Origin of the sequence: Kineothrix sp. IPX-CK, assembly GCF_039134705.1 — a bacterium.
GTDB lineage: Bacteria > Bacillota > Clostridia > Lachnospirales > Lachnospiraceae > Kineothrix > Kineothrix sedimenti.
Genome location: NZ_CP146256.1, coordinates 157,126 through 179,133, shown reverse-complemented (window position 1 = coordinate 179,133; position 22,008 = coordinate 157,126). Strand labels below are relative to the sequence as shown.

The window sequence follows — 22,008 nt, the reverse complement described above, 5'->3', positions numbered from 1 at the left end:
TTTCTCCTCTTATTTCATAGACTCTACGGCTGCCCGTTCCATAGGGAAGCCTGCTTTATAGCGGCTGATAAATGCATCAAAACCAGCCACATCTTTAACATCAGGTTCCATCTTAGTGCCTTTATTTCCTGCAAATACTTTCTCGTTCAAATATTCTGAAAGCGTCTCGTCTTTCGCTTTGTTCTGCATAAAGGAAGCCAGAAGAGCGATTCCCCATGCTCCGCCTTCTCCGGCCGTCTCCATAACAGATACGGGAGTATCCATAGCCGCCGCCAAAAATCCTTGTCCAACGCCCTTGGTCTTAAACAAACCACCGTGTCCGAAGATTTCATCGGCCTGAACTTTCTCTTCCTTGAACAAAATGTCCAAACCAATCTTCAATGCTGCCAAAGAAGAATATAAGTGGCTCCTCATGAAGTTGGCGAGGTTAAAATTGCAGTTCATCTCGCGGGCGAACAGAGGACGTCCCTCATCGAAACCGGTAACGGGTTCTCCCGAGAAATAGCAGTAGGACACCAATCCGCCGCAGTCTGCATCTCCTTCCAGAGCTTTAAAATATAAATCATCATAAAGTTTGCCCATGTTCACAGTAAGGCCTATCGTCTCCATAAATTCCTTAAATATATTAACCCATGCATTTAAGTCCGACGTACAGTTATTGCAATGAACCATTCCCACCAGACTGCCATCCGGCGTAGTAACCAGGTCTATTTCAGGATATACCTTGGAAAGCTCCTTTTCCAACACAATCATGGCGAATATGCTTGTTCCGGCAGAAACATTTCCTGTTCTCACCGCTACGCTGTTGGTAGCTGCCATACCGGTTCCTGCATCCCCTTCCGGAGGGCAAAGGGGAATTCCTGCCTTCAAGCCGCCCGTAGGATCTAACAGCTTTGCACCTTCCTCCGTAAGCACTCCGGCGCTTTCTCCCGCGCAGAGCACCTTCGGAAGAATCTCCCTAAGCTTCCATGGATAGTTCTCTCCTGCTACCAACTTGTCGAACTGTCCTACCATACGCTCATTATAATCCGCAGTATCGATATCTATAGGGAACATACCGGAAGCGTCGCCTACGCCCAGCACTCTTTCTCCCGTCAGCATCCAATGCACGTAGCCGGCAAGGGTTGTGAAGAAATCGATGTTTTTCACATGAGCTTCTTTACCCAGAATCGCCTGTCTCAAATGAGAAATGCTCCATCTCTGGGGAATGTTATACCGGAACAGTTCGGTCAGCTCTGCCGCCGCCTCACCGGTGGTAGTATTTCTCCATGTACGGAACGGGACGAGAAGCTCGCCCTCTTTATCAAATGCCATATATCCGTGCATCATGGCACTGAAGCCGATGGATCCTACCGTTTGGAGGGAAACATCATATTTGCTCTTCACCTCCGCCGCCAAAGCGCGATAACTCTCCTGAAGACCCTTCCATACGTCCTCCAGACTGTAGGTCCAAAAATTATCTTTGTATTGATTTTCCCATCCAAAGCTGCCGGAAGCGATAGGAGAATTGTCTTCCCCTATCAAGACCGCCTTTATTCTGGTAGATCCGAGTTCAATTCCAATCGCCGTCTTACCGGCCAGTATCATCTCTTTTATGTCTTTCATCCGATACCCCTTCCCTTTCCTTGCTTGACGCCCATGTTATTATCTGAATGCGATTTCATTCCATCTGAGTTCATTCTTGAAGTTCCTGATCGTCGTATCATTATCGATAACAACGCTTTCGATTCCCATAGCTGCCGCCCAGTCTGCCATCTGCTCCACGCTAAGATCATAAGAGAATGCCGTATGGTGTGCGCCGCCTGCCAGTATCCAAGCCTCCGCTCCTACCTTAAGGTTAGGCTGAGGCGTCCAGAATGCTGTCGCAACCGGAAGCTTCGGCATTGGCTTTTCTACCTTCTTACAGTCTACCGCATTGATGATCAGACGGAATCTCGTTCCTAAATCGATCAGGGAGGTGGCTACCCCCGGACCAGTCTTGGAAGTAAATACAAGACGGGCAGGCTCTTCTCTGTTACCCATGGAAAGCGGATTTACTTTGATTCCTGCTTTTCCGTCCGCGACGGTAGGACATACCTCCAGCATATGAGCCTGAAGAATGCCTTCCTTGCCGGGCACAAGGTTATAGGTATAATCTTCCATAAAGGAGGTCCCCTTGGCATCCTTAATACCGGAAGTCATAATCTTCATCAAACGGACCATAGCTGCCGTCTTCCAGTCACCTTCGCCGCCGAATCCGTAGCCTTTTTCCATAAGTCTCTGGATAGCCAGTCCCGGAAGCTGCTTCAGCTCTCCTAAATCTCCGAAGTGGGTAACGATAGCCTGATAGTTCTTCTCTTCCAGGAATTTCTCAAAGCCGATTTCAATACCTGCCTGAACAGCCACGTGTCTTCTGAACTCAGCCGCATCTCTTCCTTCCAAGATTATATCATATTTGGTATAATATTCGTCAACGAGAGAATTAATTTCCCCCTCTTTTACATCCTTTACATATTCTATGATCTCATTGACGGGATAAGCATCGATTTCCCACCCGAATTTGATCTGCGCTTCTACTTTATCACCTTCCGTTACCGCTACGTTTCTCATGTTGTCCGCAATACGGCATACGCGGATATGAGAGGATTCCATGATGCCGATCGCTGTTCTCATCCAGTCAGCAAGATTCTTCTGAACTTCTTTATCGCTCCAATGCCCGACTACGATCTTTCTCTCGATTCCCATACGGCTTACGATATGTCCGTATTCCCGGTCTCCGTGAGCGGACTGGTTCTCGTTCATGAAATCCATATCGATGGTGTCGTAAGGAATCTCTTCGTTAAACTGGGTATGAAGGTGCATCAGCGGCTTTCTGTATTCCTGAAGTCCGAGTATCCATGACTTCGCAGGGGAAAAGGTGTGCATCCATGTGATAACGCCAGCGCATTCTACGTCCGCATTAGCTTCGTTGAAGGTCTTTCTTATGAGCTCATTAGTAATCAGAGTGGGCTTCCATACGATTTCAAAAGGCAGTATGCCGGACTTGTTCAGATTCTCTACAATAATCTTTGAATGCTCCGCTACCTTTGCGAGACATTCATCTCCATACAAATCCTGAGAGCCGGTGCAAAACCAAAATTTATAATTCTTTCCTGTTTTCATTATTCAATCCTCCTATAAGCTTGTTGTTTGTAGTTGTTATACCGATATGCCGATCGCAGAGGCCGACTTGTCGGCAAAGTTGTACTCTTTTTGCGTCAGTTGTATTGTTCTATATGAGCTCTGCCGACGCAAGTTTCAATCATATCTTATGTAATACATATAAACATCTACCGTTTACCAGTAAATCTTTATAGAATAATAATATATTTTTCCCTTTTACTTGTCAATATATAAAAGTATATTTATAATACAAATTAAAAAAAGTTGTACCATTTTAAATGATACAACTTTTCATGCAATATATTATCGTTTAATTATAAATCAGCTAGTGCTCTTCGCTTCACTTTTATTATCCAATAATTCTGTTTTCTATTACTTAAATCTTTGCACAACCGCTTCTAACTGCTCCGCCAACTCCTTCAGTTCATTGGTTTGAGCGGCTACCTCTTCCATGGATGCCAGCTGTTCTTCTGAAGTCGCTGAGACTTCCTGCGTAGCTGCAGATGTCTCTTCCGTAGATGCGGAAATGGATTCCATATTTCCTACGATTTCGTCCTTCATCTGGCGCATCTGCCTGCTATCCTCCGTAATTGACAATACTCCGTCAATGAGTACCTTTATTTCTTCCGCGATATTTACGAACGCCTCCTTCGTATTATCAACCGCCAAGGACTGCTCTTCTATAACTCCAAGTACCGAAGACATCGTCTTTACAGAAGAATTCGCATATGTATGAATCTCGCTGATAGCGCCGTTTATTTCTCCTACTTCCGCCGCGGACTGCTCCGCAAGCTTGCGAATTTCCTCTGCGACCACCGCGAAGCCTTTTCCCGCCTCTCCCGCTCTGGCCGCTTCTATGGAAGCGTTGAGGGCAAGAAGGTTAGTCTGCTCGGATATTTGGATAATCGCTTCCGTTACCGAATGTATATTGTTAGCACTTTCCATTACTTTATTAATGACTTCATCAATTTCACGAATCGCGCCATTCGTCTTGCTCATGGAAGACGAAAGCATCTCGACGGCATTCAGTCCGCTCTCCCGCAGTTCTTCTGTATTCTGTGTGGTGCGGTTCATTTCTTCTGTCGATTCCGACACCGATTCTATGTTATTTGCCAGCGCGTCCACCTTGTTCACCGTGTCCGCAACGCTGGAAGCCTCATCAGATACGGCACTTGCGACTTCCTGAATGGTAACAGCCACTTCGTTGATCGCCTTGGAGGTTTCATCCGTTATGCCGGCAAGAGAATCCGAAAATCGAAGAACTGTACTTGAAGATTCTTTCAGGGCTGCCACAAGATCCTGCATATTATAGAGCATGGTATTGAAGGACTGACCTAATAGCCCTGTCTCATCCCGGTTCTTAACTGCCAGCGCCGGAATACTGATATTTCCGTCCGAAACCTGCTCCAAGGATCTGCCTATTTGGCGGATAGGCATGGAAATGTGGCGGGCGAAAAGCAAAATAATCATCAGGCCGACGATGAGTGATACGATCAGGACTATAGTCAGCGTTTGCAAAATGGTAGTAGCACCTTCGTTATAGTCCATAGCATAGGAGCCGGCCGACACGATCCATCCCCAGTCTGCTTCCTGCTTCTGGTAGGATATCTTAAGTGCCGTCGCCTCGGAGTCAGGCAGGTTCCAAGTATAAGTCACATAGCCGCCACCATTAATTCCCGAGTTGATTTGCTCCTGAACAAATTTCGTGCCGTCGCCGCTCTTATCTTCCACATCCCATACATTCTGTCCTTCCAGAGACGGGTGGGCAACTTCATTGCCTTGTGCATCGTACACGACAAAGTATCCGTTTTGTCCCAAGTTAACCGTAGAGTTAATCAGGCGCTTCCCTTCCGCATCCTTTTCTCCAAGCAAGGCAACCTTGACTTGTTCTTGTGCCTCCTCGAGAGTCAGAGTTCCCCTCTCCACCTCCGCCTGTTTCGCATCTATCAGTTGAAGCGCCTGCTCCACACTGTTTTTTAATATGATCTCGCCCTTTTTATCGAGCTCCGACTTGGCTGTCATATAGCTGAAAACTCCCGTCAACAGCAACGGTATTATCAACAAAAGGCTGCAAATAATAATCAACTTGAACTGAATAGTAAATTTAGTACCTCTTTTCTCCCTTTTCATTCGTGCTTCCCTCCTGGAAAATAGATGAACGCGGTCCCAAAGAATTGAATTCTGCCGCGAATATAATAGTAGTATACATCGTACTTCTTTTTGGAGTGGGAGTCAATAATTATCTATTCCTGCATCATGCTGTCCAAGTATCCTCTGTCCCATAATAATATTTTTAACTTTTTTGCCGCCTCTACGGCAGGCGCTGTAAAATATTGGTTAGTAAGTACTGCGCCTACCATGCGGTCGTAGTAGTCTCTGCCCGCATATGCTTCTTGTATTGCCTTCACTCCTACCGGGGTATCATAGCGTTTACATTGGATGGCATAAGTAACTCCGTCCTTCTCAGCTAATATATCAATGCCATAATCGCCGCTGCCTTTCGTTACCTCCACCTCAACGAAGCCTCTTTCCCTCAATAGCTCCGCACAAAACTGCTCAAAATCCCGTCCCTCCATCTCATCAATCGGGGAAGGTCCTCCCGCCTTGCGCTTCATAATACATATTAATGTAATAACTGCCATCAAAGATATGGCGGCAATCGCACTTATTAGTACCATTGTACAGTCTCCTTAACATTCTCAAAAAAAATTCATAAGTATATATGTACTTTCTGCCTATGTTTTTACATAAAATTTATCATTAATTTTTATTTTACGGTTGCAGATAGTACTTTAGTAGTATATTATAGTAATGTTCGTTTTGCACGTCATGGTTAAAACTCTTAATCATTTTCATCTTACCGGAGGTAAATATGTTCGATTTTAAATTTGATTGGTGCAAGGAAATGGAATGTGGCGTTGCGATTATCGATGCACAGCACCGCGAGCTATTTCGTATTGGCAGAGCTATGGAACAGCTTATCATGAACGACTGCCGGAACGTTTCCAACCAACAGCTTCTGGATATTGTTTGTGATTTGCGGGATTATGCCTCTTATCAGTTCTATACCGAAGAAAGTCTCATGGATAAGTACAAATATCCTTATTCTTCCAAAAACAAACAATCTCTCAACGACTTCAAAAACAATATTTTATCCATAGATATGAATGAACTGAGCAAGCGCCCGAAAAAAACTCTTACTCAGTTGAAGGAAGATTTGCAGTCGTTCCTATTTAATCACATTTTGGTGGAAGCTCTGGATTTATGTAAATTTCTGAATTCACGCGGTGTATATTAACAAGTATTAAGTCCCTCAGGGACTTTTTTTATCGCTATTTTTCTATTTTCAGACTTCTATATCGGTTAAAGCAGGCGAATACCTCCTGCCTTCTGGGAAGTGCCAGCCCTGATGGCAGGTATCCTCCCTGCACTACGGCTGCAAGGCCCTTTTCCTCCACTAGTGTCATCAGCTTATTCACGATATCCCTAAGGTTCTCTTTTCCATCGAACATGTTCTGCTCCGCGTAGGCAAGCAAATAGCCTAGCGCCAAGGCCTGCTCTGAATCGGCAAGCTGCTCTACATAATGGAGATGAATCGTTTCTTTATTGAGAACAACTCCTTCTTTTCCCATTCCTTTAATTTTTATGCGCTCCGACTCTCTCACACTGCCTTCATCGCTTTCCCCATATCTATTCTTTCCTCCGCGGCCGTATTTCTCTGCATAGCGGTTACTCCCTCTGTGCTCCTTCACAGTTTTGGCGGCGCGGATAGGAATCCTCTCAAAATCCGGCATGAAGGGGGTATCCTTTGGAAAGGATACGGGAGGAAAAGCCTTCGCCTCTTCCTTTGCGAAGCCCGTGATTTCCTCCGGCCTATAATGATCCATCTGAATAATGCAGTCCGCGATATTGAAATAGGAGCCTGAACTTCCCGCCACGATGACACAGGATATACCATTTTCTTCATACAGGAACCTTGCCCTCTCTATAAAAGGGGTAATGGGCTCCTTATCCCTGTGAACGACACGCTGCATCAGTTCATCCCTCACCATGAAGTTCGTCGCACAGGTATCCTCGTCTATCAGTAAAAGTGTGGCTCCGCTTTCTATGGCTTCCACCACGTTCGCTGCCTGAGAGGTGCTTCCGCTGGCGTCTTCTGTATGGAACCGCTTGGTATCCTTACCCCCGGGAAGGTTATTTACAAATAAAGAAATGTCGTCCCCGGTCACGCTGCGTCCGTCCTCCGCGCGTATTTTTACCGCATCGGACTCCGTAACGACATATTCTCTGCCATCGTCTGCGATATGGTCGTACACCCCAAGCTCCAGGGCCTTTAACAGAGTGGACTTCCCATGATAGCCTCCTCCTACAATGAGGGTTATTCCTTTTTTGATTCCCATACCGGATATTTCGCCTTTATGAGGTAGCTTCATGGTCACTTCCATAGATTTGGGGGAAACGAAAAGTATGCTGTTTTTCATGGGCCTGTCCGAAATGCCGGATTCTCTTGGGAGTACAGAACCGTTGGCAACGAACGCCGCAAGTTCCATTTTCTCTAATTGCTCTCTGATGTAGTGCCTGTCATCCGCAAGAAAAAGAGTTTTTTTCACTTCCTCTTTATTTAACATTGGGTAAAATAAAACGCCTTGTATACATCTTGGGAGAAAATCGAATAGGATTTTTTCCAGCTCCGGAGCACAAATCGTTCTACCGTTGGCAGGAAATCCGATTTCCAGACGCAAGATAATAGATCCGTTTTCGGGCAAAATAACACATGCCGTTCTCTCAAGCACCTCCTGCCCGCAGCGGGTCACCGATAAAAGGCCGCTTTTGCCGGAGCCCTTCGCTTTAAAATTATATTTATCTACTTCCTTGCCGAACAGGCGAAGCAGATAATCCTGCATGGCAATTCTGCGTTCCTTTTTCTCGAAGCATTCCTTCGGGAAGCCTGCCGCTTTGCCCTCCACATGTATGCTCACCTTGGAAGGCGATGCAAAGGGGTCTCCCTGTACGTGATCTATGGATAACTCATATTTGCCGAAGGAATAACTCCCCCGCGTATCTTTATAGGCCGGATAGCCTTTTCTGTCTATCGCCTTAAGAATACTTTGCAGGTCTGTTGATGCTTTCATTTTCTGTACCTCTTCTAATCTGTATTATTTCTTATATTATAATCTCATTTACTTTTTATCCGATTATAAACGCAGAGCTTTATTTATACACTATCATATAACCTTTTGTCCTAAATGAAAACTGTAAATTCCCAAATATGGATCCAAGTATTCATTCCTGTTTTATTTCCCATTGAACTAATCTTAATTTTTTATGATATAATATAAAAAAGCAATTCACAACAGATATCCATCATATAGTAATGAACACGATGACATGAAATATAATTAATTAGAAGTAAGAAAGGAAGGATTGTTATTATGGACTTTATGCAGGCAATAGAGAACCGTCATTCCGTACGCGACTATACGGACAAAAAAATTGATAAAGACATTGTCTTAGAGCTTCAAAAGGAAATTGACCGCTGCAATGACGAAGGGGGGCTGCACATACAGCTGGTTACCGACGAACCGGAAGCCTTTGGCGGCATCATGGCCCACTACGGTAAATTTAACAATGTCAAAAACTATATCGCTCTCATAGGAAAAAAGAGCCCCGAACTGGAAGAAAAAATCGGATATTACGGAGAAGAACTGGCCTTAAGAGCACAACAGCTCGGCTTAAATACCTGCTGGGTTGCCTTGACCTTCAGCAAAGGAAAAAGCCGCTGCGAAATAGATAAGGGAGAAAAGCTCATCTGCGTGTTGTCCCTGGGATATGGCAGGACTCAAGGGCTTCCTCACAAAAGCAAGTCTTTACTCGATTTATGCAAAGCAGAGGGAGAAATGCCCGATTGGTTTAAAAGAGGAATGGATGCCGCGCTTTTGGCTCCCACAGCGACGAACCAGCAGAAATTCCTGATTACGCTTTCAGGAAAAAGAGTATCCGCCAAATCGACCGGCGGCTTTTATTCCAAGGTCGATCTGGGGATAGTGAAAAAGCACTTTGAAGTTGGTGCCGGAACGGAAAATTTTAGTTGGGAGTAGCGCGCAAATTCACTTCATCATCCCTGCCAGTATAACGCTAAGAACCACCCCCACTAAGGTACTGATAAGTGCGCCTGGCAGGGTATATTTCGTCTTTGTTACTTTCGCCGCCATATAATACACGGACATCGTGTAGAAAATGGTCTCCGTGCAGCTCATCATGATAGACGTTATCATGCCGATGTAGGAGTCCGGGCCGTAAGTCTTGAAAATATCCAGCACCAGGCCAGTGGCTGCCGACGATGAGAACATTTTGATAAAAATCAGCGGAACGAGCTCCGAGGGGAAACCGATCATGTCTGTCACTCCCTTAAAAAGCTTTCCGATGAAGCCGAGAAACCCGGAAGCTCGCAGCACTCCCACCGCCACCATCAGTCCCACCAAGGTGGGCATAATATCTATTACCGTATGGAAACCATCTTTTGCCCCCTTGATGAATTCCTCATAGACGTTCTGCTTATTTATGACACCATAGGCGACGATATAGAATATTACCACCGGAATAATGATATTTGAAATATTGGATAATACGTTTAAGATAGCCTATTCCCCATTTTACCATGTTAACGAAGTTAACTTTGTTAACTCATTCTATTCAAAAAGTGAAGTTCCTATGACTGCCAACCTCCTTCGGTTCCAGCCTTTAATGGCTATTTCTTACCTATCCAATCGTTGAGGAAATTGACACCCTTTGCCCTATTGATGATATCCGTAGCATTATCTTGCAAATAGGCAGTAAGCATATCGACTTCTTCTTTCGTAAACCCGGAAGATTTTTCAATTACCCCTCTCGGTACGATGCCCTCCGCATAAGCGCCTTTGCCGCGCTCGAAGCTGACGCGCACCATCTTCTCGCCATCCTTCATCAGCAATCCTGAATATGTCATTCGGAGTTCTTCATTTCTTCCCATTCTTCACCCTCTTATTCTGTCTTGAATTTCCTTATTTCACCGTTTACTTTCTGTACCCTGTCATTAGCCTCCTGAACCGCTTTCGTCATCTGCCCGGTCTGTATTACCACCGAGCTGACTCTTCCGGCAATATCCGTAGTTCCTTCGGCTCCTTCGCCCGATGCATTTCCTACCTCTTCGATAGCTTCCATAATACCGGTGATGGAATCCAATAAACGTGACGCTTCTTTACTGAATTCGGTTATCAGGCCGTCCACGAACTGAGCGTCCTCTTCGTATGCCTGCGCCGTTTCTTCAAAGCTGTTGTAGCTCTCTGAAACATCCGTAGATACGAAATCCAGCAATTGCTTTGCATATAGCGAAAGGGCCGAGACCGCTTCTTTGACCTGTCCGGTTATCGTCTGTATATTGGCCACTGCTTGTCTGGACTGCTCTGCCAGCACTCGGATCTGCTCAGCGACCACAGCAAATCCTTTTCCTGCTTCACCTGCCCTTGCAGCCTCTATCGACGCGTTCAGGGCGAGCATATTCGTCTGCGAAGTAATTCCCATGATAGAATCAGTTAAAACGCTTATTTCCTCCACCACTCTTATATTCTCCAGCGCTTGTCCCAGTTCGGCTTTCATTCGATTGTTTATCTTTCTCGCCGCCTCGTGGTCCTGTTTCGTATCCTCCATAGCCTTCTCAGCTCTCATGCGGATATCTGCCACTCTTTGCGCTCCATCCTCAGATTTTCCGGCGATATTTTTCGCGGAAGCTTCTATTTCCTGCGACATTGCGGAAATCTCCTGTGCGGAGGCTGCAGTCTCCTCCATACTCGCAGCCAGTTCCTGCGTGGTGGCAGACACCGTCTCCATCTCCTGATTTACCTCCAATACCTTTTCATTGATATTGGAAGTCATTTCCTTTATTACATGGATATCACCGTGGATCTCCACAATCAACCCCTTAAGGTTGTTCTTCATCCTATCCATGACCCTGGACAGCAAACCGAAATCATCTCTTCTGGCAAGAAAATTGTCCGGCAAAGTGACGGTAAAGTCTCCGTCCCCCAAAACCTCATTATAAGCCAAAGCCGTTTTCAGCGCTTTGATGATTTCCATCGCTATAATAAAGGTAAATAAAGCTACAACAACAAGAACCGCTGCAGTAACGGAAAACAATCTGGCAAGGCTTTCCGTTGCAAAAGCTTTCTGCTCCTGCTGAGTCTCATCCAGTGCTTTATTTATATCATCGATATAATTTCCCGTTCCGATCACCCAGCCGAAAGGCTCGAAGGCTTTACTGTAAGAACGTTTCGGAAACGCCTCCGTGCCTCCCTCTCTCGGAAAATAGTAATCGGTATATCCGCCCTCCGGCTCCCGCCCTACACGAATAATTTCTTTCACCATCTGGAAGCCGTTGGCGTCCTTGGTTTCCATTCGATTCGTTCCTTCCGTCTCATTGCCTAACAGTACGACATTATCGCCCTCATAGGTATCCGCCCAGAAATATCCGCTTTCTCCATAGCGTATTTCTCTAAGAAGGTCAGCGCCCAGGGTTTCTGCCTCTTCTAACGTATATTCACCGGCCTCATATTTGGCATAGACCGCTTCCAGCATAGATATGGCATTTTCTACCTGCTCTTTGATCTTGCTGTCATAATCCGTCGTCATGACTTCTTCCATCTGAACCAGTGATGCCTCGCTTATCTTACCTATGCTGGTAAGAAAGCCGAAGCATATGCCCGTCATAGCCACGACTACCATTAACCCCAATGCGAGCATTTTTGTTCTCACTTTAAAGTTCCTCAGCTTCATATGTATCCCTCTCCTTTATCCCATAAGTATTTCCTATGACATTGCTGTCATAATTCCTTCATCGTATGAAACCCTCACTTTAAAAACAGCCGTATCGCTTTATCTTTCGTATCGGAGTACGGATGGTAGCGAAACGGTACGTCCGGATGATAACCACTTTTCAACACACTTTTACTATGGCTGAAGGTTTCAAATCCCACCTTTCCATGATAGCTTCCCATACCGCTTCCTCCCACTCCGCCGAACGGAAGATGGGAGGAAGCCAGATGCACCAATGTATCATTGATACATCCACCCCCGAAAGAAAACGTTCCAAGTGCCCATTGCTCCATATCCTTATCTTCAGTAAAAAGATAAAATGCCAGAGGCTTTTCAAAGGATAACACAAGTTTCTTTATTTCATCCCTCGTTTCAAATGTGAGTACCGGCAGTATCGGACCGAATATTTCTTCCTTCATAACAGCGCTGTCCAGCGTCACCCCATCCAATAAAATGGGAGCAATTTGCCTCGTCTCCGCATTATAGGTTCCTCCTGTTATTATTTTTTCTCCTTCTGTCAAATGCAGCAGGCGTTCAAAATGCTTTTGATTGATTATCTTCGGATAATCAGAGTTTTCGAGAGGCTCCTCTCCAAGCATCCTTCTCCATTCGGCGCATATACCTTTTAACAGTTCTTCCTTTACATCCTTATGAACCAAGAGGTAATCAGGAGCCACACAGGTCTGTCCTGCATTCAGTATCTTTCCAAAAGCGATTCTTTTTGCCGCCGTCTCCACATTCGCCGTCTTGTCTACGATGCAAGGGCTTTTTCCTCCCAGTTCCAAAGTGACCGGAGTCAGATGCTTCGCCGCTTTCTCCAAAACCATCCTTCCAACCGTCACTCCTCCGGTAAAGAAAATGTAATCGAACCGCTGCTCTAAAAGCTCTGCGTTTTCCTCTCTTCCTCCCTCCACTACGGCTACGAATTTTTCCGGGTATATGGCCTTCAGCATTTTTTTCAAGGCTGACGAAACCGCCGGAGCATAGGCAGAGGGCTTTAACACTACGCAGTTCCCCGCCGCTATCGCATCGATAAGGGGCTCCAGGCAAAGGAGAACGGGGTAGTTCCACGGCGCCATGATGAGCGCAATGCCGTAAGGCTCCTGCAGGATAAAGCTGTCCGCAGGAAACTGCGCAATAGGAGTCGGAACCTTTTTAGGCCCCATCCACCGGTGAAGATTCTTTTTTACATAGGAAAGCTCCGATTTTGTCAATCCTATTTCCGCCATATAGCTTTCGGAAAGAGATTTATTCAAATCTGCCTTCAGCGCCAGCTTCAGCTCTTCTTCGTATTCTTGAAGTGCATTCTCAAGCCTTTCAAGCGCTCTTATACGAAATCTGTATTGCTTCGTCACTCCGGTTTCGTAAAACATTCTCTGCATTTTCATTATCTGTTTAATATCTCTGTTCATTTTTATACCATGCTCCTCTCAGCTTTCCCTCGTTCAGATGTTTGCTAATCTCGTCAAGAATATATTAAATATAATGACTTAATATCTGTTATGAACCCTTTCCGCAAAGCACATCATATTCTTCACAGCAAGCGCCGTGCCATCGTCTAACACCACTCTTCCCGACATGCGCCCGAATACCTGATGCTGGTCGGAGGCAATAATGAGTGCATTCAACTTGGCTGCCCTATCGATGACCGGCACGAAATCCATCTCGAACCTGTCGTCACTTGAAGTGAATTTCCACGGCTTCAGATAATCGTCCTGCGGAATGTGAAAGGTAACATCCTCCAGCTTGTGCGCTTTATAATCGTAAAATATAACATTTTCAGAAGCCGAACCAGTATCTCCAAAGCCGTAGCCTATATTGAAGCCGAAAGCATGCCCCTCCAAATTACAGTTCCCGCTTCCCCAAAACCATACATTATTGTAAGTCCATACGCCCCGTCCCCAATCCAGCGTACCGAAGTCGGTGTCCGGATGAAATTCATATCTTTCACCGCCTGATTCCATCCATCCCTTGGCACGCATGCAGTTGATTTTCTGGTTATAATAAAAGGCCTTCTTCTTTCCCTTCCACGGGGTAGCTATTGCTATCGTATCCATATCCGGCTGTTCTAATTCAATATGACACGCGAAATCTCTACCTTCATAAAAATTATGAAAGAGGCAGTCTATGATCCTCTTTTCCTCTTCCAAGCAAAAAGATATCCTAAGGCGTTTATCCTCATACCGTACGTCTCCCTCACGGGAGCTTGCCGGCATATGCAGTCTTCCCATTGGCAGAAAGTTTAAAATGGTCTCCGTATGCTCCCACTTCTTCTTAAAATCCAGCAATGAGACGGACTGCAACCCGATATATCCGTCATCGGATACGGTAAAGGCGGCACCATAGTCTTCGTTCATCACCAGATAATAGTCCCATTCTTTTATGCGGAACTTCGGGGCCTTTATATCCTCGCGGCGATAGGTCTGGAGCTGCTGTCTGGACCAGCCCCTTTCAGCTATGGAGCCGTCGGCACTAAGAAGTTTCTGTGCCGCTGTAACTTCATGATTTCTTGCTTTCATGACATCCCCCCTTTTTGTATTATTATACCAGTTTCTATGCCAAATACATAGATATATATTACATAATGAACAAAAAAAGATTAAGCAGACCCTGTGCGACCTGCTTAATCTCCTTTTATGCAACATACTTCCCCTTATTCCATATATCCACCCTTCATAGGTGATACAGCTTTTTCTTTAAATAACTCGAGTACTTTGGAGTCTGACTTCTTCGCCTTCTGCTTCCACGTTCTCCTTCTGTTCTCAAGAACCCTTTTTATTTCCTCTTCTTTCATCTCTACTCCGTCTATTCCTATTATTTCCAACCTTCTGGCAGGAATATCAACCAGTATGATGTCGTTCTCTTCCACCAATGCGATCGGGCCTCCCTGTGCAGCCTCAGGGGAAACGTGTCCGATCGCAGGTCCCTTGGAGGCACCGGAAAATCTTCCGTCCGTAATAAGTGCAATGGTCTTGCCCAGCTTTTCATCGGAGGCTATCGCTTCCGTCGTGTAAAACATCTCCGGCATGCCGCTGCCTTTCGGCCCTTCGTAGCGGATAATCACAGCATCTCCCGGTACTATCCTGCGTGCGAGCACCGCTTCTATGGCCTCTTCTTCACTATCGAAAGGTCTTGCACGAAGCACGGCATCGAACATTTCCTCAGGTACTGCGGAATGTTTTACTACTGCGCCGTCAGGGGCCAGATTTCCCGTTAAGACCGCTATGGTACCGTCCGTTCCTATGGGCGTGATGAAATCTCTTATGATGTCCGTTCTCTTTCTGCCCACCTTGCTAAGATGCTCCTCACATTTGTCATAGAAACCGTTTTGCTTTAACTCCTCCAGATTCTCTCCCAGAGTTTTCCCTGTTACCGTCATTACATCAAGATGAAGTCTGTCCTTGATTTCCTCCATTATCCTCGGCACGCCTCCGGCATAATAAAAGTACTGAGCCGGCCATTGCCCTGAGGGTCGGATATCTAACAAATAGTGTGCTCCGCGATGCAATCTGTCGAACAGGTCCGCGTCCATCTCATAGCCGAATTCATGAGCGATAGCTGGAATATGCAGCAGAGAATTGCTGGAGCCCGATATTGCGGCATGAACCATTATTGCATTTTCAAAGGACTTCATCGTCACGATATCCGATGCCTTCCTTCCCTCTTCTGCCAACCCTACCGCCCGGATTCCTGCCTTATATGCCATTTCCTTAAGATCTGCGTCTGTTGCTGGCATAAGCGCACTTCCGGGAATCATAAGTCCTAACGCTTCCGCCATGACCTGCATGGTAGAGGCCGTTCCCATGAAGGAACAGGCACCGCAGGAGGGGCAGGCGTGCTGTTTATAGTAGGTAAGCTCCTCCTCGGATATCTCTCCTCTTTTATACTTGGCGCTGTAAGCACCGATCTGTTCCAGTGTGAGCAGATCCGGCCCTGCATCCATAACGCCTCCGGTAACAACTATGGAGGGAATATTCAGTCTTCCTATTGCCATAAGGTGAGCAGGCACCCCCTTATCGCAGCTTGCGATAAATACCCCTGCGTCGAAAACCGTGGCTCTGGCATGGACTTCAATCAGATTGGCGATGGCGTCTCTGGAGGGCAGGGAATAATTCATGCCGTCGTGTCCCTGAGCCATACCGTCACAGATGTCGGTGGCGAAATACCTTGCAGCCTTTCCGCCGGTCTCATTCACACCCTTTCTCGCTTCTTCCACGAGGCCGAACAGATGAGCACTTCCGGGATGACTGTCCCCGAAGGTGCTTTCTATCAAAATCTGAGGCTTTTCCAAATCCTCCGCAGTCCATCCCATTCCCATTCTAAGAGGATCCATTTCGGGAGCCGATTTTCTGATTTTCTGACTTTCGTATTCCATATCTGAGCCGCCTTCCTTATGTGCTTTTTCTTCTCAATTATAGCACAATTTCCGCCCGGTTTTCTGTTATTGTCACTTTTGCTTCCGGATGGCCTGCCGCTTCCACAAAGAAGCTCTTTCTTCCCTCGGATTGCAATGTATAAAGAACACTTAAAGAGATTTTGCCCTTTTTCGCCGAAACGGAAACCTTCAATGTTTCCTTGCCGTCAATATCAGGTACCATTGTATGAATCTTTGCTCCATCCTGAATCTGGAACAGCTTTAATGTGGTGCCATCCGTATAATCGTAATCCGGCCTTTCATTATTATTTCCTATCGCCAGAACGGTATTTTCCCTTACCATTAGCGGAAGGTGGAAATAGTCAAATATTTCCTTATACCATTTACCTCCTTCTTTCACATCTCCGGTAAGATAATTAGTCCACTTTCCTTCCGGCAGATAGTAAGAAACTTCTCCTGTTTCCTTCAAAACAGGAGCTACCAGCAAGGAATCTCCCAACATATACTGTTTATCCAAGGTCTCGCATGTTAAATCCTCCGGAAATTCCAGGAACATAGGGCGCATCATAGGAATTCCTTCTTTATGTGCTTTTACTGCTTGTGCGTAGATATAAGGCATGAGGGAACATTTCAGCTTCACAAACTTTCTTAAGATATCGCATGCTTCCTCATCGAACAGCCACGGCACCCGATAGGAATCAGAACCATGCAGCCTGCTGTGGGAACTTAACAGTCCGAAGGCACACCAGCGTTTATACACATCGGCTGAAGCCGTTTGTTCAAAGCCTCCTATGTCATGACTCCAAAAACCATAGCCTCCAAGCGCCAGGGACAGTCCGCCTCTAAGATCCTCCGCCATGGAGGGGTAAGTAGCCGTACAGTCACCGCCCCAGTGGACAGGGTATTTCTGTCCTCCTGCTGCCGTAGATCTTGCAAAGACAAGAGCCTTACCCTTTCCGAGCTTTCTTTCTAACAGTTCGAACACCACTTTATTATATAGGTAGGTATAATAATTGTGCATCTTCACCGTATCGGAGCCGTCGAAATACTGCACTCCGGTCACCGGAATCCTTTCCCCGAAATCCGTCTTGAAGCAGTCTACCCCCATATCGATCAGTCTCTCCAGCTTATCCTCATACCACTTGCAGGCCTGCGGATTAGTGAAATCCACCAGCGCCATTCCCGCCTGCCATCTGTCGCACTGCCATACCGATCCGTCAGCATTCTTAACGAAGTATCCATGCTCCATCCCCTCATCAAATAGCGCCGATTTCTGCCCGATATAGCTGTTGATCCATACGCAGATATGAAGTCCTCTTTCTTTATAACGCCCAAGCATTCCTTCCGGATCCGGGAAGGTGTCTTTGTCCCACTCAAAATTACACCATTCATAACCCTTCATCCAAAAGCAGTCAAAATGAAAGGTGTGGAGAGGAATATCTCTGTCAGCCATGCCCTGAATAAAACTCGTTGTCGTTTTCTCGTCATAGTTTGTAGTAAAAGATGTGGTCAGCCACAGCCCAAAAGACCAAGAAGGCACAAGCGCCGGCTTTCCCATGAGCTGCGCATATAACTGCACAGTTCCTTTTGGCGTATGGCCGTTTAAAATATAATATTCCAGCTGTTCGGTCCGCACGCTGAACTGTACTCTTTCTACCTTTTCACTGCCTACTTCAAAATGAACATCTCCGGCATGTCCTACGAATACTCCATAACCTTTATTTGTAATATAAAAGGGAATATTTTTGTATGTCTGTTCAGAAGCCGTTCCTCCGTCTTCATTCCAGATTTCTACAACCTGCCCGTTTTTTATAAAAGGTGTATAACGCTCTCCCATGCCGTATACGTATTCATCCACGTCCAAAAGGAGCTGCTCCGCCATGTAATTTTGCTTTGTTTCTTTATTCTTCATGTAAGCGAGGTTACGGTAACTGCTCTCGGTAAGAAGTCTGTTCCCATCTTTGAATTCCACCTTCCAGGCGTTTGCAGTTTTATAAATAACAGCACTGGTTTTTCCCGAGGTATATGTAATTTTTTCTTTCGTTTCGGAAATGGAAATAAAATCGCCGCTTTGCTCATTTACTTCGTAATCAGGACCCTTATTTAAGGCACCTTTGAAGTGTACCGCAGAAACTTTGATCACATCTTCCATAGGGCTGGAAAAGGTTACCGTAAGCATCGGCTGATTCAGCGTATCACCTCGATCCCCCATATGCCTGGTTGCCGCATATACGGTCAATTTATTGTCTTTTACCTCGCAGTCATAATATTCAACGGCATAAACAGGATCTATCTCTTCCCTGATACGCCAATACCCATTTGTAAATTTCATAATTATTCCCATCTGCGCGTTACAACGCGCACTCAAATCAACAGTTGAATACGTTTTTTATTCAACGTTTTCTCCTATCATCCTATGATGATCTTGCCCTGACTACGCATAGCTGCGTCTCCCAATACCATATTCAGTTCTTCCAAGGACAGCTTTTTATAGATCATGGATCTGACATCAATTTTTCCCGATTCTATCAGGGAAATAGCACGCTGCTGCGTGTAGGGATTAATGAAAGATGCTTTTAATGTAATCTCTTTTCTAAAAAGCTCAAAGGGTTTGATCGCAAGCTCCTCCTCCGGCCTTGTAAGTCCGAACAGCATTATAACCGATTTCTTTCCTGCAATCTCCAATGCCTGTTTCATGCTGTCAATCCTTCCGACACACTCGATTACCGTATGGATGCGGGTAACTTGATTCTCCAAAAGCATTTGCTTTATATCCTGCTTTATCGGATCTATTACAATATCTGCGCCCAGCTTCAGAGCCTGTTCACGCTTGACCTCTACGGGCTCTATGGCAATGATCCTCGCCGCTCCGCTGATGCGCGCAAGCTGCAGCATAAGAAGTCCGATCATCCCCATTCCGAATATCGCCACCGTATCCCCTGGATGTATCTCACACATATCGATTCCATGCAGACAGCATGCTACCGGCTCCGCCATTGCAGCTTCCTCAAAAGTAAGCGCCTCGGAAATAATGTATGCCTGTTCTTCAGGTACCGTACAATATTCTGCGAATCCCCCGTTCACCGTCGTTCCGATACCGATCATGTTTTCACAGAAATGACCGATACCATTCCTGCAATATTCGCATTTGCCGCATAGCTTATTGGGATCCACACATACCCTGTCCCCAGCCTTTATTCTCTTTACTCCTTTTCCTATTTCCTTCACTTCACCGGAAAATTCATGTCCCAGGATAGTTCCGGCAGGACTTTTCGCGGCGCCCTCGTCTCCTTCATAAATATGTACATCAGTTCCGCACACCCCGCAGGCATGCACCTTGATGAGTATCTCTCCATACCCGGGAACAGGCTTTTTCACTTCTTCTATCCTTAGATCTTTCTTACCGTAAAATACCGCAGCTTTCATCATTATACCAATGCTCCTTTCAACCTTACCTCGTGTCTGCGTTCGTCGACGGGAAATCAACAGTTGAAAATATTCATTAACCTAATTACACCTTGTAAATACCGGAAGCTGCGCAAGAGGAGCATCCACTTCGATAGAGCTTCCTCCATCAAACGTTTCTCCGGTCCAATAGCTTTTCCATTTACTGCCGCTTGGCAGATAGACTTCTCTCTTCCTCATATCCGCATACAGGATAGGTGCGACAAGAAAATCCGGGCCAAACATATATTCATCTTCAATTTCCCATGCTTTTGCATCTTCGGAGAAATCATAAAATAACGGTCTCATAACCGGCGTTCCTTTTTCATGGGCCTCTTTCATCAATTCTGTGATATAAGGCTTCATATTCTCCCGAAGCTGTAAATAAGTCTTGCAGATTTCATAGGCTTCATCTCCAAAGGACCATACCTCATTATCCGCACCGGAAACGCAGGCTGCCCCTCCCTCTGTTCCCATAGGCTCTTTCAGCGGTTCTCTATAACCGTGCAAACGCATAACCGGGCAGAAAGTTCCATACTCAAACCATCTTATCAATAACTCCTGAAATGCAGGGTCTTCTGGATCTCCACCGTGAAATCCTCCGATATCGGTAGTCCACCATGGAATTCCTGCAATTCCCATATTCAATCCTGCTGCCAGCTGATTGCGCAGGCTCCCAAAACTGGAATGAATATCTCCCGACCACACGAGCGCTCCATATTTCTGGGAGCCTGCCCATGCACAGCGGAGCAGATTGATGATATTCTCCTGTCCCTGCGCTTTCATGCCGTCAAAAAAGGTTTTCGCATACATAGCAGGATAAATATTTCCAATTTGTACGTTGGGCCCCATATAATAACGGTAGTTGTCGAAATCATAAATACTGTATTCCGGCTCTGCCTCATCCAGCCAGAACACTTTTATACCTTTATCATAATAGTTCTTCTTCGCTTTCTGCCATACATATTCCCTGGCTTCAGGATTAGTCGCATCGAAATGAACAGTATTTCCCTGAAAATCCATAACCATACGAAATCCCCTGTCGGCACGGATTAAGTATCCCTTTTCCTTCATCTCATTAAAATTCTCACTGCGATAATCCACAGTGGGCCATATGGAGACCATTAGCTCGATACCCATATCTTTCAATTCTTTAATCATGGCATCCGGATCCGGCCAATACTCAGGATCAAATCTCCAGTCGCCCTGCAGCGGCCAGTGGAAGTAATCAATAACAATAACGGAAATAGGGAGTTCCCTTCTTTTGTATTCCCTTGCTACCTCCAAAAGCTCCTCCTGCGTCTGGTAACGAAGCTTACACTGCCAGAATCCCATAGCGTAATCCGGCATCATAGGCACCGTGCCCGCCACCCCGGCATATGCCTCTTCTATTTTGGAAGGAGTATCCTCCGCCGTAATCCAATAATCCAGTGCTTTGGTGGAATATGCTTCCCAGGTTGTAATATTCTTGCCGAATATAGTCCTTCCAACTGCCGGATTATTCCAAAGAAATCCATATCCCAGGGAGGAAATAGCAAACGGTACACTGGCCTGTGAATTTCTCTGTGCCAGTTCGAGATCCGCACCCTTAAGATTCAGATAAGGCTGCTGATATTGTCCCATGCCATATATTTTTTCCTCAGGATTGGAAACAAAACGCATCGACAGATGATAATCCCCTCCCGGAATGGGCTTGAATTCTCTGGCTTCAACCTCAAGTGCGCTGCAGTAATCCGCGAATACGTCCAATCTGTTCCGCAAATATTCATCTAACAGCACTTCCCCTTTCTGGTTATAAAATGTGAGCTTTCCATAACGGGAAATCCTGGCCTCAATTTTACCGTTTTTAATTGCCGCATAATCCTTTTCTATTCTTATTTCAGGTACTGTCCTCTCCGGCTCCATCTCAAGCGCCCAACGCTCATCAGGCATTTTAGCCATTTTCGAAGCACGGACACGAAAGCTGTTGGGCCCCCATGGTTGGATCCAAAGCTCCTCTGCGTCATAATGAAATTTCAAACAATTCTCTTCCTGCCTAAATACATTCATCTTACTAATTCTCCTTTCAACAATTTTATGTGCCATTTCATAACTTAGCTAAAACTTTCCACGGTGTGTTTGTTTTTGCCTCCTTTAGTTAGCGGCTTGCATTTTCTTAAGGAAACCGACGCTCTCAGGGGAAACGCCGCAAGGATGCGGCG

Annotated in this window: 16 protein-coding genes; 2 read left to right on the top strand and 14 right to left on the bottom strand. The window is 45.7% G+C overall.

The annotated features are described in order from the left end of the window. Positions 1–9: 9 nt before the first annotated feature. From V6984_RS00870 to V6984_RS00855, 4 genes are all read right to left on the bottom strand, one after another. Positions 10–1,605 (bottom strand): FGGY-family carbohydrate kinase, encoded by a 1,596-nt coding sequence (locus V6984_RS00870; protein WP_342757942.1) that lies wholly within the window; start codon positions 1,603–1,605, stop codon positions 10–12. A 39-nt stretch (positions 1,606–1,644) separates the two neighbouring features. After that, positions 1,645–3,141, bottom strand: a complete 1,497-nt coding sequence (gene araA / locus V6984_RS00865; RefSeq protein WP_342757941.1) for an L-arabinose isomerase — start codon at positions 3,139–3,141, stop codon at positions 1,645–1,647. Between the two features lie 372 nt (positions 3,142–3,513). After that, a complete protein-coding gene (locus V6984_RS00860) occupies positions 3,514–5,271 on the bottom strand; it encodes a methyl-accepting chemotaxis protein (RefSeq protein WP_342757940.1) in 1,758 nt (585 codons plus the stop codon). Positions 5,272–5,384: 113 nt separating this feature from the next. After that, positions 5,385–5,819, bottom strand: a complete 435-nt coding sequence (locus V6984_RS00855) for a restriction endonuclease (RefSeq protein WP_342757939.1) — start codon at positions 5,817–5,819, stop codon at positions 5,385–5,387. Between the two features lie 194 nt (positions 5,820–6,013). Here V6984_RS00855 and V6984_RS00850 point away from each other — a divergent pair, with 194 nt between their 5' ends. Then, positions 6,014–6,439 carry a hemerythrin family protein gene (locus V6984_RS00850; protein WP_342757938.1) on the top strand — a complete coding sequence of 142 codons (426 nt, stop codon included), beginning with the start codon at positions 6,014–6,016 and terminating at the stop codon, positions 6,437–6,439. Positions 6,440–6,473: 34 nt separating this feature from the next. Here V6984_RS00850 and V6984_RS00845 read toward each other — a convergent pair whose 3' ends face one another. Then, a complete protein-coding gene (locus tag V6984_RS00845; RefSeq protein WP_342757937.1) occupies positions 6,474–8,273 on the bottom strand; it encodes an ABC-ATPase domain-containing protein in 1,800 nt (599 codons plus the stop codon). Between the two features lie 300 nt (positions 8,274–8,573). Here V6984_RS00845 and V6984_RS00840 point away from each other — a divergent pair, with 300 nt between their 5' ends. Beyond that, positions 8,574–9,239, top strand: coding sequence for a nitroreductase family protein (locus V6984_RS00840; protein WP_342757936.1), 666 nt, complete (start codon positions 8,574–8,576; stop codon positions 9,237–9,239). A 9-nt stretch (positions 9,240–9,248) separates the two neighbouring features. Here V6984_RS00840 and V6984_RS00835 read toward each other — a convergent pair whose 3' ends face one another. The 9 genes from V6984_RS00835 to V6984_RS00795 form a co-directional block, all read right to left on the bottom strand. Then, complete coding sequence (locus V6984_RS00835) at positions 9,249–9,737, bottom strand: spore maturation protein (RefSeq protein ID WP_342757935.1); 489 nt, start codon at positions 9,735–9,737, stop codon at positions 9,249–9,251. A 152-nt stretch (positions 9,738–9,889) separates the two neighbouring features. Further along, on the bottom strand, positions 9,890–10,150 hold the full coding sequence (locus tag V6984_RS00830; RefSeq protein WP_342757934.1) for a hypothetical protein: 261 nt from the start codon (positions 10,148–10,150) through the stop codon (positions 9,890–9,892). 11 nt (positions 10,151–10,161) lie between these two features. Next, positions 10,162–11,949, bottom strand: a complete 1,788-nt coding sequence (locus tag V6984_RS00825) for a methyl-accepting chemotaxis protein (RefSeq protein ID WP_342757933.1) — start codon at positions 11,947–11,949, stop codon at positions 10,162–10,164. A gap of 74 nt (positions 11,950–12,023) precedes the next feature. Continuing rightward, positions 12,024–13,400 (bottom strand): aldehyde dehydrogenase, encoded by a 1,377-nt coding sequence (locus V6984_RS00820; protein ID WP_342757932.1) that lies wholly within the window; start codon positions 13,398–13,400, stop codon positions 12,024–12,026. A gap of 78 nt (positions 13,401–13,478) precedes the next feature. Beyond that, on the bottom strand, positions 13,479–14,507 hold the full coding sequence (locus V6984_RS00815) for a DUF2804 domain-containing protein (RefSeq protein ID WP_342757931.1): 1,029 nt from the start codon (positions 14,505–14,507) through the stop codon (positions 13,479–13,481). A gap of 134 nt (positions 14,508–14,641) precedes the next feature. Continuing rightward, the gene (gene ilvD / locus V6984_RS00810; protein ID WP_342757930.1) at positions 14,642–16,363 is read right to left on the bottom strand and encodes a dihydroxy-acid dehydratase; all 1,722 of its coding nucleotides are present in this window, start codon (positions 16,361–16,363) and stop codon (positions 14,642–14,644) included. A gap of 37 nt (positions 16,364–16,400) precedes the next feature. Then, positions 16,401–18,695 carry an alpha-xylosidase gene (yicI, locus tag V6984_RS00805; protein WP_342757929.1) on the bottom strand — a complete coding sequence of 765 codons (2,295 nt, stop codon included), beginning with the start codon at positions 18,693–18,695 and terminating at the stop codon, positions 16,401–16,403. A gap of 77 nt (positions 18,696–18,772) precedes the next feature. Further along, the gene (locus V6984_RS00800; protein WP_342757928.1) at positions 18,773–19,792 is read right to left on the bottom strand and encodes a zinc-dependent alcohol dehydrogenase family protein; all 1,020 of its coding nucleotides are present in this window, start codon (positions 19,790–19,792) and stop codon (positions 18,773–18,775) included. Between the two features lie 78 nt (positions 19,793–19,870). Beyond that, the gene (locus V6984_RS00795; protein ID WP_342757927.1) at positions 19,871–21,856 is read right to left on the bottom strand and encodes a TIM-barrel domain-containing protein; all 1,986 of its coding nucleotides are present in this window, start codon (positions 21,854–21,856) and stop codon (positions 19,871–19,873) included. Positions 21,857–22,008: the final 152 nt, after the last annotated feature.

Coding starts and splice junctions, on each gene's coding strand:
- V6984_RS00870 (WP_342757942.1), bottom strand. CDS start 1,605: ATGAAAGACATAAAAGAGATGATACTGGCCGGTAAGACGGCGATTGGA.
- araA (WP_342757941.1), bottom strand. CDS start 3,141: ATGAAAACAGGAAAGAATTATAAATTTTGGTTTTGCACCGGCTCTCAG.
- V6984_RS00860 (WP_342757940.1), bottom strand. CDS start 5,271: ATGAAAAGGGAGAAAAGAGGTACTAAATTTACTATTCAGTTCAAGTTG.
- V6984_RS00855 (WP_342757939.1), bottom strand. CDS start 5,819: ATGGTACTAATAAGTGCGATTGCCGCCATATCTTTGATGGCAGTTATT.
- V6984_RS00850 (WP_342757938.1), top strand. CDS start 6,014: ATGTTCGATTTTAAATTTGATTGGTGCAAGGAAATGGAATGTGGCGTT.
- V6984_RS00845 (WP_342757937.1), bottom strand. CDS start 8,273: ATGAAAGCATCAACAGACCTGCAAAGTATTCTTAAGGCGATAGACAGA.
- V6984_RS00840 (WP_342757936.1), top strand. CDS start 8,574: ATGGACTTTATGCAGGCAATAGAGAACCGTCATTCCGTACGCGACTAT.
- V6984_RS00830 (WP_342757934.1), bottom strand. CDS start 10,150: ATGGGAAGAAATGAAGAACTCCGAATGACATATTCAGGATTGCTGATG.
- V6984_RS00825 (WP_342757933.1), bottom strand. CDS start 11,949: ATGAAGCTGAGGAACTTTAAAGTGAGAACAAAAATGCTCGCATTGGGG.
- V6984_RS00820 (WP_342757932.1), bottom strand. CDS start 13,400: ATGAACAGAGATATTAAACAGATAATGAAAATGCAGAGAATGTTTTAC.
- V6984_RS00815 (WP_342757931.1), bottom strand. CDS start 14,507: ATGAAAGCAAGAAATCATGAAGTTACAGCGGCACAGAAACTTCTTAGT.
- ilvD (WP_342757930.1), bottom strand. CDS start 16,363: ATGGAATACGAAAGTCAGAAAATCAGAAAATCGGCTCCCGAAATGGAT.
- yicI (WP_342757929.1), bottom strand. CDS start 18,695: ATGAAATTTACAAATGGGTATTGGCGTATCAGGGAAGAGATAGATCCT.
- V6984_RS00800 (WP_342757928.1), bottom strand. CDS start 19,792: ATGATGAAAGCTGCGGTATTTTACGGTAAGAAAGATCTAAGGATAGAA.
- V6984_RS00795 (WP_342757927.1), bottom strand. CDS start 21,856: ATGAATGTATTTAGGCAGGAAGAGAATTGTTTGAAATTTCATTATGAC.